Below are 13,777 nucleotides of genomic sequence, written 5' to 3' on the forward strand. Positions count from 1 at the left end.
ATAGTTTAGAAATTTATTGAAAAAGAATGGTGTTTTGAATTTGTTTTTTTTGAAGGATCAGATCCAGAATATCAGCCTCCAGCTTGAGTGCTTTTTTATTGGGAGAAAGCACATACGTATTATTCGTTTGTGATTTCACCGTGCTTTCAAACTGCATAATGGAAGTATATTTCGCATCGTTAAAAACCTCCTTATCAGCCTTACTCATCTTGTCGTAATCTGTTTTGAAGGTATTTACTTTATTCCTTGTTAATATCTTTTTTTCAAGATTTTGGCTGTATACTTGTGTTGGAACCACTTTGCCCAATATTTTCTGAGCCTTCAGTTTTTCCAGACCGGCATTGATATTTTCTATTTTCTTGAAATTGCAGCTCAGTTTGATGATGTAATTATCAAAATCCATGGAAGTTTTCACATTACTGATTCCCGGAGTTGCTTTAAAAATTCTGGCAGCTTCATTGATTTTATTTTCAATTTCTGATTTTTTAGGAACTTTTTTTCCGTTGATGGTTTCCATCTTGGAAATTGAAGCCAGCCGTGTTTTGCTTTTACTGGCATTAAGAATAATAGTATATTCTCCTGTACCATCTGCTTTTACGTTCACCTTATCCAGAATATCGAAACAGCTTGTTAAAAATAACAGGGGAAGCAGAACAAGAAATAGTTTTAATATTTTTTTCATGATTAGGTTTAAAACCACAAAATTACTTAATTCTGACCTTAAATCCTTATAATCTTTGATTTTTTGGACATAAATAGCTGTTTCCCGGTACTTTTTCAGGGAAAAATACGGTACTTTTTCCGTATATTATTTTTTAAATACGTCCTTTAAGGTAGTTCTGACGAAGATCTTCATCCAGTTTTTCAATAGCATACCGAAGGCAGGTTCTGGGCATTTCTTTATAATACTGATTCAGATAACGGATCAGCGCTCCTTCATTTTTATTTCCCATTTCCCTTAGCAGCCATCCATTTGCTTTGTGCATCAGATCATGTGGATGTTTCAGATTTCTGGTGACGAATTCTTTTGTCAGATCAAATGACCCTTTTTTTATATAATGCATTGTTCCGACAACAGCAATCCTTTTATGCCACATCTCATCAGATTCTGAAAGATCTCTAAGAAGATTTTCTTTCTGATTTTCAAAAGCATATCTGCCTAAAATTTTATAACAGGTTGAATCTACCAGATCCCAGTTATTAACATAGGGAAGATGATCCAGATAAAAAGCGATCACTTCTTCTTTTCCTGCTTTATCTTTTGTTTTTTCGAACTTTGAAATCAGCATAAAAAGAGCCGTCAGTCTGTGCTCATGATATTTTGAAGAAAGTAAGGTGCTGAGTTCTTGTAAATTTATTTTCGAGTAATATTCTTTGGCTACAGAGCGTTGATCCGGAACTTTTACCCCCAGAAAAAAATCACCCTCACCATATTCTCCTTTTCCCGTTTTGAAAAATCTTGGAAAAAATTCTGCCTTTTCAGGAATGGATAAAACAGCAAGTGCTTCCTGTATTTCTTTAACAATACTCATAATAAATTAAGCTTTCTCTTCTAAAGCAATATTTTCCTGCTCTCCCTCCTCTTCTGCAATCTGTTTAGGGTTCGCCACTTTTGCAATAGTAAGCCCTTGAACAATGATCGAGAATACTACTACACAATAAGTTATACTTAAAATAATCTCACTGTATTCACTTTTAGGAACAGACATCGCCAATGCGATGGAAACTCCTCCGCGGATTCCGCCCCAAACGAGAACTTTTACCGTCTGTGGACTGAAACTTCTTCTCAGAGAAGTAAATTTTGTAGGTCCCCAAATAGAAATAAATCTTGCAAACAGAACTACCACAATGGCAACTAAGCCGGGAATCATGAAATGTCTGAGATCTTTAATCATCAAAAGTTCAAAACCGATGAACAGGAATAGTACAGCATTCAGAATTTCATCAATCAGCTCCCAGAATTTAATCAGATAGTCCTGCGTCACTGATTTCATTTTGAAACTTCTGTTGAAGTTCCCCATAAACAATCCTGCGGCCACCATTGTCAATGGTCCTGAAATATGCATCTGACGGGCAATAAGATACCCTCCCATTACAACAGAAAGTGTCACCAACACAGAGATAATATAATCATCCACTTCACGCATCAATCTTGAAGTAACCCATCCTAACAGAACCCCGAGTAAAAGACCTCCTCCGGCTTCTTTAAGCAGAAGCAATCCGATGGTTTCAACACTCAGATCAACTTCTTTTCCGACCGCCAGCTGTAAGATCACCGTAAATACTACAACCGCCATACCGTCATTAAAAAGAGATTCTCCGGCCACTTTTGTTTCCAGTGATTTGGATACATTGGCTTGTTTCAGTACACTCAGAACCGCTACCGGATCGGTAGGAGAAATCAAAGCACCAAAAACAAGACAGTAGATAAAAGGAAGCTTTATTCCTACATAAGGAAGCAGATAAAACATTCCGAATCCTACAACAAAGGTAGAAATCACAACACCTACCGTGGAAAATATCACTACAGGTCTGAACTGTTCTTTCAGATCATTAATATTAATATGAATTCCTCCTGCAAAGAGCAGAAAATTAAGCATGGCCCCCATCAGAACTTCTGTAAAATCTATGCCGTTCATCAGTTTATGAAGATGTCCGAAAGTTCTGGGAAGAACCGTTTCTCCGAACAGGACCAGAAAAATAGAAACCACAATGGCAATGACCATAATTCCGATGGTACTCGGAAGTTTTAAAAACCTGTAGTTAAGATAGGCAAATATTGATGCTAATACGATTAATGCTGAAAATGAATAATATAATTCCACTAAGTGTTTTTATTTTAAGATTAGTTAGTGAGTTCCAAATACAGTATTTTGATATAAATCTGCTTCCCATCCTTTTCCCATATATCAAACATCGCATCTTTAGAAGCTTTTGAACTCCTGGTATAATCCTGTCCTATATTCAGAATATTGAGAAGAATATACTCATCTCCCACAGAATTAACGATATAAGCTGTTTTCTCAGATTTTCCGTCTCCTGAACTTCTTATTCCTTCAGTAAGGGTACGGAACTGGTTCAGATGATGGATAAAGTTATTTCCATCTTTTACAGAATCATAAGCCCTAAGAAGAATTAACAGAATATCCAGATTGGTCGGATCTTTACCATACAAAGCTTTCCCCTGTTTGATACAGTCTGCAAAATTATTTTGCTTAAAAGCTTCTACAAGACTTTTAAAGCTGTCATCTGATGTACTTATTTTATCGTTCCTAAAATTTCTTCCGTAATATAGATATTGAGCTTCTATACTGTCCAGAGACTTTGGATATCCTTTAAATTTGAAAATAAGTTTTTCGTAATTGTACGGAGAGTCGGAAGTCCTGAGACTTTTCTCAATAGCTTTTAAATCAATTTTTGATTTCTGGCTGAACCCAAAAACCGAAAACAAGATGAATAAAAGGAAAAAGTAATACTTCATTAATTGTTGCTTTCTTCCTCATCATTGTCGAAATATTCGAAAAGGAAATCGTTGTATGGGAATCTGGAAATATGAATCTTCATAACCTCATCATAGATCATTTTCTTCATTTCCGGGAAGTTTTCTTTCGTTAGGGCAGAGATGAATACAGTTGGATATTTTGATTTTGCCATCCACGTCTTTTTCCATTCCTCAAGAGAAATATTTTTACGGGTTGAAGGCGTAAGATCATCTTCATCCTTTTTCTCATAGCTGAAATCATCAATTTTATTAAAAACCATAATCATCGGCTTCTGATGAGCGTTAATTTCCATCAGGATATGATTAACAGATTCTATATGGTCTTCAAAGCTTTCGTGAGAAATATCCACCACGTGGATTAAAAGATCAGCTTCGCGAACCTCATCCAATGTAGACTTGAATGATTCTACAAGCTGAGTGGGTAATTTTCTGATAAATCCTACGGTGTCTGTCAACAGAAAAGGTAAATTTCCAATTACCACTTTTCTTACTGTGGTATCCAGTGTAGCGAATAATTTATTTTCAGCAAAAACTTCAGATTTTGAAATGGAATTCATCAGGGTAGATTTCCCTACGTTGGTATATCCTACCAAAGCTGCACGAACAACTTTCCCTCGGTTATTACGCTGGGTAGCCATTTGCTTGTCGATGGTCTTCAGTTTCTCTTTCAGCAATGTAATTCTGTCACGGATAATACGACGGTCAGTTTCAATCTCTGTTTCTCCGGGACCTCTCATTCCAATTCCCCCTTTCTGACGTTCAAGGTGGGTCCACATTCTTGTCAGACGTGGCAAAAGATATTGATATTGTGCCAGTTCCACCTGGGTTCTTGCATATGAAGTTTGTGCTCTTTGGGCAAAAATATCAAGAATAAGATTGGTACGGTCCAGGATTTTCACTTCCATATCTCTTTCCAGGTTTTTAAGCTGCGAAGGAGAGAGTTCATCATCGAAAATTACGGTTCCGATCTCGTTTTCTTTTACATATTCTTTTATCTCAATAGCTTTACCGCTACCGATAAAGGTTTTGGAATCAGGCTGAGTTAGTTTTTGGGTAAAACGCTTTTGTACGGTTGCTCCTGCTGTGAAAGCTAAAAACTCCAGTTCATCTAAATACTCCGTCAGCTTTTCTTCATCCTGATTCTGCGTGATAACACCCACCAGGACCGCTTTCTCATAGTTATGTTCTTTCTTTTCTAACATTAAGGTCTGTCTATGTTTATGATTTTTACAAGTTAATATTTTTCGGAAAAAAAACAAAATCAATTTTTATTTAATAATATATTTTAATATAAATTTAAGTTTGCCAGTGAGTTATATTCCAAAAAAATCAATAGCTTTATATAATAAATTTCTGATTTTTAATTATTTAAATCAAAAGCTAATTTCCGGAATATCATGATTATCCCTATCAGATGTATGATTATTGATGATGATGAACTGGACAGGCTGGTTCTTCAGCATTACATCAGGCAATATCAAAACATTGAAATTGTCGCTACTTTCGATGCTGCAGAAAAGGCAGTTCCCTACCTTGATATTCCTGTTGATCTCCTGATTACTGAAACCAATTTAAAAGGAATGAGCGGTTTTGAATTCCGTAAACTGGCTCATAAAATACCCGCCTGTATTTTCGTAAGCTCACATCCGGAGCTGGCGGCCGGAGCCTTTGAGATTAATACTTTAGATTTTATTACCAAACCTCTTACTGCAGAACGCTTTCATTATTCTATGGAAAAACTTTTTGATTTTCTTGAAGTAAAAGAAAAATGTGAATGCTATGACGCTATGCTGGGAGAAAACTGTATCAAAATAAAAGAAGGAGGTCATGTTTTTCAGATTAAAATGAAAGATATTCTTTATCTGGAAGCTCTGAAAGATTACACCAGGATTATCACTCTTGAAAAAAATTACTGTATTTTAAATTCACTGGGAAATCTTCTGCAAAAAAATTTTTTTGATTATTTTATCAGAATACACAGAAGCTATGCTGTTCCACGCCATCTTATCCGCGGAAAAAGCTGTCACGAAATAGAGCTTGCACATCACATCAAGCTTCCTATTGGCCGAACCTATAAGGATAATCTTTCTTTTTTCAATCCTTAAAAAATATATTCGTGATTTACAAGATGCCATTGGTCTATTATTTCTGCCGTTGGTCTATAATCCTGTCATTCAATGGAGATAGTTGGTAACTTAGTCTTCCCAGATTCCCAAGGAAAACACATCTATATAATCCCCAAAACTGTTATCCATGGAAAGAACATCTATTTATTGTATCATTCTGTCTGTCTTTTTCCTCCCCATACTGCACACACAATCTGCAATTTTGGAAGCCGGACCGGATGCTTCAGGACCGAATGGTTTTGTTTGGTACAGCGTAGGTCAGACAACCTATCTGGAAAAAGGAACAGGAAATGACGTTACTGCCAATGCAGGAGGAAGCGGAGACGGAGAGGAAGCAACAGCAGACGGCACAGGGAAATATTTCCCTAATACAGCAACATTACAAAAACAATTCCCAACAGGCAGGCATATCATAATACTATAAATTCCAGGAACACAAAAATGAATGTTACCAGGCTGCACAGCACAGCAACTCTGGAAGAAATAAAAAAACATTCCCAAAAACTAATGACTCTCAAAAACTGGTAACCTTAAAAAGCTGATAACCAAACTAGATTTTTCAAACAAAGAAGTCCGCTATAAGGCGGACTTTTGTATGATAAGAGAAAATTTTAATCCCAATCAGCAGCTACAAATTTCATTGAATTTCCTTGATCATCTGATAAGGTAAGAAAATGTCCCTCAATAGAATAATTAGTCATGGTCTCTACTTTTTTCTGAAAAGAAGTTTCAAGATTCATATCCTGGCAGGCTTTCATTGTGCTTACTCCTTTTGAAATGCTTACTCTTCCACCTTTTTTAAATTCCGAAACAAAAGACATCATGTTACATCCCATATAAACACGTGCCTGAATTTTACCCCTTACCTTATTGGCAGTCAGATTCATTTCAGCATTACTGGCTGTTAATTGATCTTTTGAAAAGCCATCAAAAGAAATAAGCATCCATTGCCTTTGAAGAAAGGGATCCCTGGTGGACATTGAGGAACAATTTAAAACGAGTCCTAAAAGTAAAACGGCAAAAAGTGGTAATAGTATCTTTTTCATGCGGATTATCATCCCATTTTCATACCAATCCGGGACAGAATCTCGTAAAAATTAGTAAATTAGCGACACAAAAATTATTTTATAAAATGAAAAGACTATTTCTACTATTCACTTTCTTGCTGGGCTTTGCTCAGATGAGGGCGGATGAGGGGATGTGGCTGCTAATGCTCATCAAAAGACTTAACGGTGTTGATATGCAAAAAGAGGGTCTACATCTTACGCCTGAAGAAATTTATTCCGTGAACAATTCAAGCTTAAAAGATGCTATCGTAAGTTTCGGTGGTTTCTGTACAGGTGAAATTGTTTCGGATAAAGGACTTATATTTACCAACCACCACTGTGGTTACGGTGCTGTTGCTGCGGCTTCTACACCGGAAAAAGATTATTTGAAGAACGGTTTCTGGGCAATGAAACAGAAAGACGAATTCAATGCAAAGGATCTTTATGTAAGATTTTTAGTGAGAATGGATGATGCTACACAAAGAATCAATTCTAAACTAAACAACAATATGACCGGAGCAGAGAGAAAAGCTGTTATTGATGCTGAAACTAAAGCCATCCAGACAGAAAACTCTGAAAACGGGAAATATACTGTTGTAGTAAAAGATTTCTTCAACGGAAATGAATTCTACTATTTCGTATACCAGGATTATAAAGATATCAGATTGGTAGGTGCTCCGCCTTCATCATTAGGAAAATTCGGAGGAGACACAGATAACTGGGAATGGCCAAGACACACTGCAGACTTCACCGTTTTCAGAGTATATGCTGATGCTGCAGGTAACCCTGCTGAATATTCTCCAAGCAATACTCCTTTGAAACCTAAGCATTTCCTTCCGGTTTCTCTTAAAGGAATTAAGCCTGGTGATTTCTCAATGATCTTAGGTTATCCTGGAAGAACGAACCGTTATCTGACTTCTTACGGAATTCAGCAGATGGTAACTAAAGATTACCCGGCATGGGTGGAAGCTTCTAAGCTGGCTATGGATGTCATGAAAAAGTACATGGACAAGGATAAAGCAACTCAGCTTAACTATGCTTCTCAATATGCTTCTGTAGCCAACTACTGGAAAAACAGACAAGGGACTATCGATGCAGTAGAGAAAAACGGAACTATTGCTGATAAACAAAAAACTGAAGACATTTTCAGACAATGGTCTATTAAGTCTGGAAATGAAGCTTATGATGGTATTCTGGAAGATATTGCAATGTACTATAAGCAGGTTTCTGAGAGAAATGTTGAAAGAAACTATGCTACTCAGTTTTCAAGAAATGCAAAATATATTACCCTTGCATTACAGCTAGGATCTGCTCTTAAAACATATGCTGCTCAGGACATGCAGGGAAGATTAGCGATGAAAGCTAAAACTGAAGCGGCAATCAAAGCGGCTTATGAAAACTTCAACCCGTCTTTGGAAGGAGAAATGCTTTCTTCTATGGTAAACCTATACCAGATGAGAGTTACTAATAAAGAAATTGCTTCTGCTACCATTTTAGGATTAGATGCTAAAACAATTTCTAACCTGGCCTACTCTTCTATCTTCGCCAACAAAACTTCTGCAACGAATTTCTTATTGCACCCTGATGCCTTGAAGCTTGATGCTGATCCGCTTTGGAAAGCGGCCAACGGGATTGTTGCTGATCAAAAAATGAGTACCGAAAGATATGCTAACGTAGACGACAATTTTGCAAAAAAGAATCGTATGTTCTTAGCTGGTTTAATGAAAGCTATGCCTGAAAAGAAATTCTACCCGGACGCAAACTCTACTATGAGATTAACTTACGGTACAGTAGATAAATTACCTATCAGAAATGACAGAAACTATTTCGGAATTACTGATAATTATTATACAGATATGACTGGTCTTGTTGGAAAATACAAGAAAGGGGATGAAGAATTTGATCTTCCTCAAAGAGTGATTGATCTTTACAACCTTAAAGATTTCGGTCAGTATGCTGATGCTGCAGGTTATATGCCTGTAAACTTCCTTTCTAACAACGATATTACAGGCGGTAACTCTGGTTCTCCGGTAATTGATGGAGACGGAAATCTTATTGGTATCGCTTTCGACGGAAACAGCGAAGCATTAAGCGGTGATATCGTATTCGAGCCTGAATGGCAGAAAACGATCAACGTAGACGTTCGTTTTGTTCTTTGGACAATCGATAAGTTTGCTGGAGCCAGAAGATTAGTGGATGAATTGAAGCTTGTAAGAGATGAAAACACTCCGGCTGACACAAAAACTAAAAACTCAGGTACTACAACAACACCTAAGAAAGTTAAAAAGTAATCTTAACTGATATATTTTGAAACCGTGAAAGTAAATTTCACGGTTTTTTCATTTTTGACACTTAAAAACATTTCATGATTCCTGAAGCTATTATCCAACAAAACGAGGAAATACAACAATGTTATCATTTACATGATCTTCCAAATTATATTTTTCAAGCAAAAATTTACTTTCTTTCACTTTCCGAGAACAAAAAGTTATCAGGTCATACCTATAAATTAGTTCCTGACAATTGGAACATGAGCTGCAGAATCGGTGGATAAATGCCCTGATAAGCGTGGGTCAGGATGGACTTCAACTTTTACAGCATAGGGTTTAAATCCATTCCTTAAATAAAATTTCAGTGCATCGGGATGATCAAAACTGCAGGTATGCAGCCACATACGCTCAATTCCGGAAGACCATGCAATCTGAAGGGCCTTATTCATCAAAATACGTCCCAACCCGTTACCCGTTACACTTGAATCAAGACCCAGGAATACAAGCTCACAGGTATGTTTCTCACTAAAATCAAGCTCAAGCAATCCTATTTCAACTCCGTTTTGCTTTACTACAAAAATTTTTGTGCTCTCTCTGTTAAGAATATCATATAACTCTTCATCAGATATAATAAGGCGGGAAAACCACAGCCAATCAGCGCCGATTTTACGGAATAACTCCCTGTATGCGCTGAGATCAGGATTCTTTAATAAGTCAAGAGAGATACCTTCCGGCATTAAAAGATCGGAAAGGACTGGTCTTTTTGTCATTTCCAGACAAGTTACAATGCTTGCTATATGGCCTGGTTCAACATTTGAAAGACCAAGCGGAAGGGTGTATGATTTTGAATTCATTTTAAACTGTTTTATATGATTGATATATTAATGTGAGAAAGCGGATTAAAAGTATTATTCAGGCTATTCTAAATCGATTTTTCTGAATTTTATTTCCGATAGTACAGTAGCTGCTAAAATGAGACTGCCCCCTACCACCAATCGCAAGGAAAAGCCTTCATTCATAATAAAAAATGATGCGATGGCTGCAAAAACGGGTTCAAATAAATAGATTAAAGCTACCTTCTCTGCACTGATATAGTTTTGTGAGATATTGGAAACAGAATACACGTAGGCAGTGGAAAAAAGGCCACAATAAATGATACCCAACCAAAATTCATTTTTTACTGGGAACCAGTTTGCTGTACTATCAAATAGTGAAATGACAAGCATTATAAAGGCAACCGTCCAAAACATAGGAATAAGTGAAGACACGATATTTCTTTCCCTGGCCAAATATTCCACTTTAATTAAGTAAAAGGCAAATCCCAGCGTACCGGTTAAAACATAGAGATTAGCTGTACTAAATGTAATTTCTTTTGTTATTGAAATTACAAACAGTCCTGATAATGCTACAAACCCAGCCAGCCAAGTTTTTAAATCTATTTTTGTTTTGTACAATACAAGTTTCAAGAGCGGAACAAGGACAACGCTCATCCCCGCTATAAATGAACACTCTGAGGCAGAGGTATGTTTTACCAGCCCCAACGTTTGAAAATGAATACCAAATGCCAGAGGAAGAGCTAAGGTAACCCCTGCTTTAACAGATGAAAGACTTATACTTCTTAAGTTTTTAAAGAATATTAATGTTATAGCAAGGGCGGCTACAGCAAAACGATAAAACAGAAACGTTGATTGCGAAAAACTACCGATTGACAATTTAGTAACCGGAAATGAGATTCCCCAGAACGCAACGCCCAGAATCAGCAGAAGTATAAAAGTAATTTTTTTGCTCATAATATTAGAATTTTAATAAAATGTAATGAGTTGATTCATTCATTTAAATCATTAAATTTGTTTGATTTATGGATTTACATCAGTTTAAATATTTCTTAGCCTTATCAAAAGAATTGCATTTTTGGAATACAGCTTCAAAAATGCACATCACGCAGTCTGCACTGAGCCGTCAAATCCAGTCTTTGGAAAATGAGCTCGGATTACAACTTTTCTACAGGGATAAGCGGAATGTCAAATTAACACCTGCAGGAAAATTTTTACAGGAAAAATGGGAAATAGAATTAAATCATTTAAATTCTTTACACCAGCTTGCTAAGCAGATTCATCTGGGTGAAAGTGGTTCCATAAGATTAGCTTACCCTGATTCCATCTCCTCTTCTGTACTTCCTGAATTCATTAAAAAAATAGTTCATCTTTATCCTAAACTTAAAGTTGAATTACTTCAGTTGACCACAGAGAATGAAGAGGAATACCTTAAAAACTATAAGGTTGATATTGTGTTTACACGGGATTTAACCTCATCTCCTACTATTAACCACAAGAAACTTAATCATGAAAACCTTTCATTTGTAGTTCCTGAACATCATGTTTTCAGATCTTTAGAGGATATAACAGAACAATCTCTGAAAAAAGAAAAATTAATTCTTACAACACAGGATCATAATAGCAGTTATAATGATATTGTTAAAGAAATTATTACGTCTTATAATATGCAACCAGACTCTTCCATACAATGCGAGTTTGGCTCAACAGTGATTTCTCTTATAAAAAATGGTTTGGGCATTTCGATTTTACCCTACTCCTACAGCTTACATCAATATGTGGGAATACGATTTATTCCACTCCCTTTTGTCACCGCACTTTATATCAACTGGCGAAACGATGATCCTAATCCGATTCTCAAAAATATACTCAATCTGATCTAATCCTTAATTAAGGACATACCATCTCAATATGAAGTATTCCATCTTCTTCGTATAGATCTCCTTCTTTTTTAAAACCTAATGATGTATAAAATTCACACAGATAGCTTTGCGCACTGATACGAATTGGAGATTTAGTAAAAAACTTTCCGCAGCCATCAATTGATTTTCGCACCAACGCTCTTCCCAGACCCAATCTCCTGTATGACAATCCAATAACAATTCTCCCAATGGATGCATCATCATAAGAAACTCCCGGAGGAATAAGTCTGGTATACCCCGCAATATCACCATTAACTATGCACATGAGATGATAACTCTCCAAATCTTTATTATCAATATCCTGATATACACAATTCTGTTCAACGATGAAGACCTGATTTCTAAGTTTCAATATTTGATATAGCTCCATAGAATTCAGTTCTTGAAAAGATTTAATTACATGCTTTACTTCCATATTACTGAATAGTAAAAATTATAGGGCCAAAATTAATCCAACTTGTAATACCGAAAAATGCTATTTTTTGATAAACTAATTCGATTTTAGCATTAAACGAGGTGAAAATACCTCTAAAAAATCTGATCTGTTTTGAAACCATGAAATTTGCTTTCGCAGTTTTTTATTTTTGATGTGTAGAAACATTTATTTGATGCAATGAGCTACACACAAAGGAATACATCCGCTGGATAGAAGAAGCTAAGAAACCTGAAACTATGGAAAACAGAAAAAATAAAAATGATCCAGACGATTCTGGATGGGAAAAAGGGAAATAAAACCTATTCTATACATCATGAAGTGGAATCAGCTTCATTATTTCTTTCTAATGAATTAATATTATTAGGGTTTTCTGGTACGAGAAAACTCATTACAAGCAGAACTATAAATTCAAAAATAAGAACCCAATACCACTTTACAAAGTTAAACAGCCAAATATATGGTAAAACTAAAGATACAAAGAAATAAATATTTGTTACTTTTAAAGTAGACCATTGGCCAGATAATATTTTTTTAACGTTTTTATTTAAAATCAGGATTAATAAAATACCACAAACAACAAAGACAGCTTTACGTAAAAAAGTACTTGTATAAATATAAATATCACTAATAAACATTGTCGAAATAACACCTACAAATAGTAATATAAAAATTATATTTACAATCCTGTATATCCATTTATAGACTTTGTTCTCATCTTTTCTTTCATAAATATAAGTGAAATTTATATTTAAAATTCTTTCTTTTTCTATTATAAAATTATGCCCGGGAATACTTTTTATTTCAAAACCACCCCCATCTAACCTTTTATATCTTTTTACATCTGATAAAACAATTGTTTGTAGTTGGTTACTTTGGGGATCCAAATAATAGTTAATTACTCTGCCTGAATATAATTTCGTTTCTTCATTTTGCTCTGTTAAAACATCAGCATTTGTATAACCATAAGTAAGAGTATCATCACTATTTAAATTATAAGTACCCTTTACTAAGTCTTGCCAATAATTCAAATATTTCATAACACCAATTGATTTTACAAAAGTTGTTCTTGTTATTAGGTATGTTAGTATACCTAGTAAAAATGAAAGAGTATATATACAAATCATTAACAGAAAGAAATGCATATAGATATCTTTATCTTTTGGTGCTAACTTTTTATCTGGATTGGGAAGCTTGTTATTAGATAGATCATTAAAAGTATCCCATATTGTTTTATATGAAATTGAAGGTAATAAATCTAAATTTAGAGCTTTGTTGCAGAATACAAAAAAAAGAAAAGTAACCAAGAGAATAATAATACTCGTTAGTATTGTCCATATAAATCTTTCAAAAAGATTTCCCTTGTCGAATTCTTTCGAATACTCTCTGATAAAAAGAAATTTCCGGAAAATAATTCCCGGAAATAAAAATATCATTAAATAGACAATAGTATTTAAAGGTAGTGTCTCACTAACTGTGTAAGTTAAAAAGTTATTCTGGAAAATTTTGAGCCCTCATAGCTCAAAAAATTTTACGGAAATAACTTTTTATTATTTTTAACCATTACATAGTTATGATCGACAAAGAAGACTTATTAAACAACAAGGATTTCTATAAGTCCTTTAAAAATGGAGAAGACTTAACC

Annotated in this window: 14 protein-coding genes; 4 read left to right on the plus strand and 10 right to left on the minus strand. The window is 35.1% G+C overall.

The annotated features are described in order from the left end of the window. Nucleotides 1-13: 13 nt before the first annotated feature. The 5 genes from C8D70_RS05250 to hflX form a co-directional block, all read right to left on the minus strand. Nucleotides 14-682, minus strand: coding sequence for a hypothetical protein (locus C8D70_RS05250; protein ID WP_110366588.1), 669 nt, complete (start codon nucleotides 680-682; stop codon nucleotides 14-16). Between the two features lie 133 nt (nucleotides 683-815). Further along, on the minus strand, nucleotides 816-1,532 hold the full coding sequence (locus tag C8D70_RS05255; RefSeq protein ID WP_110366589.1) for a DNA alkylation repair protein: 717 nt from the start codon (nucleotides 1,530-1,532) through the stop codon (nucleotides 816-818). A 6-nt stretch (nucleotides 1,533-1,538) separates the two neighbouring features. Continuing rightward, the gene (locus C8D70_RS05260) at nucleotides 1,539-2,825 is read right to left on the minus strand and encodes a cation:proton antiporter (protein WP_110366590.1); all 1,287 of its coding nucleotides are present in this window, start codon (nucleotides 2,823-2,825) and stop codon (nucleotides 1,539-1,541) included. A gap of 20 nt (nucleotides 2,826-2,845) precedes the next feature. Then, the gene (locus tag C8D70_RS05265; protein ID WP_110366591.1) at nucleotides 2,846-3,481 is read right to left on the minus strand and encodes a DUF4919 domain-containing protein; all 636 of its coding nucleotides are present in this window, start codon (nucleotides 3,479-3,481) and stop codon (nucleotides 2,846-2,848) included. Next, nucleotides 3,481-4,704, minus strand: coding sequence for a GTPase HflX (hflX, locus tag C8D70_RS05270; protein ID WP_110366592.1), 1,224 nt, complete (start codon nucleotides 4,702-4,704; stop codon nucleotides 3,481-3,483). Before hflX ends, C8D70_RS05265 begins: the two co-directional genes overlap by 1 nt. A 195-nt stretch (nucleotides 4,705-4,899) precedes the next feature. Here hflX and C8D70_RS05275 point away from each other — a divergent pair, with 195 nt between their 5' ends. Together C8D70_RS05275 and C8D70_RS20730 are read left to right on the plus strand one after the other, a co-directional pair. After that, entirely contained in the window at nucleotides 4,900-5,607 is a 708-nt protein-coding gene (locus C8D70_RS05275; RefSeq protein WP_228407985.1) for a LytR/AlgR family response regulator transcription factor, read from the plus strand. A gap of 148 nt (nucleotides 5,608-5,755) precedes the next feature. After that, the gene (locus tag C8D70_RS20730; protein ID WP_181416095.1) at nucleotides 5,756-6,052 is read left to right on the plus strand and encodes a hypothetical protein; all 297 of its coding nucleotides are present in this window, start codon (nucleotides 5,756-5,758) and stop codon (nucleotides 6,050-6,052) included. A 187-nt stretch (nucleotides 6,053-6,239) separates the two neighbouring features. Here the strand turns inward: C8D70_RS20730 and C8D70_RS05285 are convergent, their stop codons facing one another. Further along, complete coding sequence (locus tag C8D70_RS05285) at nucleotides 6,240-6,674, minus strand: META domain-containing protein (RefSeq protein ID WP_110366617.1); 435 nt, start codon at nucleotides 6,672-6,674, stop codon at nucleotides 6,240-6,242. 86 nt (nucleotides 6,675-6,760) lie between these two features. Between C8D70_RS05285 and C8D70_RS05290 the strand changes: the two genes are divergently transcribed. Beyond that, nucleotides 6,761-8,965, plus strand: coding sequence for a S46 family peptidase (locus tag C8D70_RS05290; protein WP_110366593.1), 2,205 nt, complete (start codon nucleotides 6,761-6,763; stop codon nucleotides 8,963-8,965). 218 nt (nucleotides 8,966-9,183) lie between these two features. On the opposite strand, the gene C8D70_RS05295 is transcribed toward C8D70_RS05290, so the two are convergent. Both C8D70_RS05295 and C8D70_RS05300 read right to left on the minus strand, forming a co-directional pair. Continuing rightward, entirely contained in the window at nucleotides 9,184-9,798 is a 615-nt protein-coding gene (locus C8D70_RS05295; protein WP_076596501.1) for a GNAT family N-acetyltransferase, read from the minus strand. A gap of 63 nt (nucleotides 9,799-9,861) precedes the next feature. Beyond that, nucleotides 9,862-10,734 carry a DMT family transporter gene (locus C8D70_RS05300; RefSeq protein WP_110366594.1) on the minus strand — a complete coding sequence of 291 codons (873 nt, stop codon included), beginning with the start codon at nucleotides 10,732-10,734 and terminating at the stop codon, nucleotides 9,862-9,864. A gap of 68 nt (nucleotides 10,735-10,802) precedes the next feature. On the opposite strand from C8D70_RS05300, the gene C8D70_RS05305 reads away from it, so the two are divergent. Beyond that, the gene (locus C8D70_RS05305) at nucleotides 10,803-11,660 is read left to right on the plus strand and encodes a LysR family transcriptional regulator (protein WP_076596503.1); all 858 of its coding nucleotides are present in this window, start codon (nucleotides 10,803-10,805) and stop codon (nucleotides 11,658-11,660) included. Nucleotides 11,661-11,667: 7 nt separating this feature from the next. Here C8D70_RS05305 and C8D70_RS05310 read toward each other — a convergent pair whose 3' ends face one another. Both C8D70_RS05310 and C8D70_RS20655 read right to left on the minus strand, forming a co-directional pair. Then, nucleotides 11,668-12,069 (minus strand): GNAT family N-acetyltransferase, encoded by a 402-nt coding sequence (locus tag C8D70_RS05310; RefSeq protein ID WP_228402570.1) that lies wholly within the window; start codon nucleotides 12,067-12,069, stop codon nucleotides 11,668-11,670. Between the two features lie 377 nt (nucleotides 12,070-12,446). Then, a complete protein-coding gene (locus C8D70_RS20655; RefSeq protein ID WP_146212853.1) occupies nucleotides 12,447-13,172 on the minus strand; it encodes a hypothetical protein in 726 nt (241 codons plus the stop codon). Nucleotides 13,173-13,777 lie beyond the last annotated feature (605 nt).

This window comes from Chryseobacterium sp. CBTAP 102, from assembly GCF_003201365.1.
GTDB lineage: Bacteria > Bacteroidota > Bacteroidia > Flavobacteriales > Weeksellaceae > Chryseobacterium > Chryseobacterium candidae.

Excerpts from the sequence above, each read along its gene's own strand:
- C8D70_RS20730 (WP_181416095.1), top strand. The coding sequence starts at position 5,756 with ATGGAAAGAACATCTATTTATTGTATCATTCTGTCTGTCTTTTTCCTC.
- C8D70_RS05275 (WP_228407985.1), top strand. The coding sequence starts at position 4,900 with ATGATTATCCCTATCAGATGTATGATTATTGATGATGATGAACTGGAC.
- C8D70_RS05265 (WP_110366591.1), bottom strand. The coding sequence starts at position 3,481 with ATGAAGTATTACTTTTTCCTTTTATTCATCTTGTTTTCGGTTTTTGGG.
- C8D70_RS05250 (WP_110366588.1), bottom strand. The coding sequence starts at position 682 with ATGAAAAAAATATTAAAACTATTTCTTGTTCTGCTTCCCCTGTTATTT.
- C8D70_RS05310 (WP_228402570.1), bottom strand. The coding sequence starts at position 12,069 with ATGGAGCTATATCAAATATTGAAACTTAGAAATCAGGTCTTCATCGTT.
- C8D70_RS05290 (WP_110366593.1), top strand. The coding sequence starts at position 6,761 with ATGAAAAGACTATTTCTACTATTCACTTTCTTGCTGGGCTTTGCTCAG.
- C8D70_RS05295 (WP_076596501.1), bottom strand. The coding sequence starts at position 9,798 with ATGAATTCAAAATCATACACCCTTCCGCTTGGTCTTTCAAATGTTGAA.
- C8D70_RS05255 (WP_110366589.1), bottom strand. The coding sequence starts at position 1,532 with ATGAGTATTGTTAAAGAAATACAGGAAGCACTTGCTGTTTTATCCATT.
- C8D70_RS05300 (WP_110366594.1), bottom strand. The coding sequence starts at position 10,734 with ATGAGCAAAAAAATTACTTTTATACTTCTGCTGATTCTGGGCGTTGCG.
- C8D70_RS05305 (WP_076596503.1), top strand. The coding sequence starts at position 10,803 with ATGGATTTACATCAGTTTAAATATTTCTTAGCCTTATCAAAAGAATTG.
- C8D70_RS05285 (WP_110366617.1), bottom strand. The coding sequence starts at position 6,674 with ATGAAAAAGATACTATTACCACTTTTTGCCGTTTTACTTTTAGGACTC.
- C8D70_RS20655 (WP_146212853.1), bottom strand. The coding sequence starts at position 13,172 with ATGAAATATTTGAATTATTGGCAAGACTTAGTAAAGGGTACTTATAAT.
- hflX (WP_110366592.1), bottom strand. The coding sequence starts at position 4,704 with ATGTTAGAAAAGAAAGAACATAACTATGAGAAAGCGGTCCTGGTGGGT.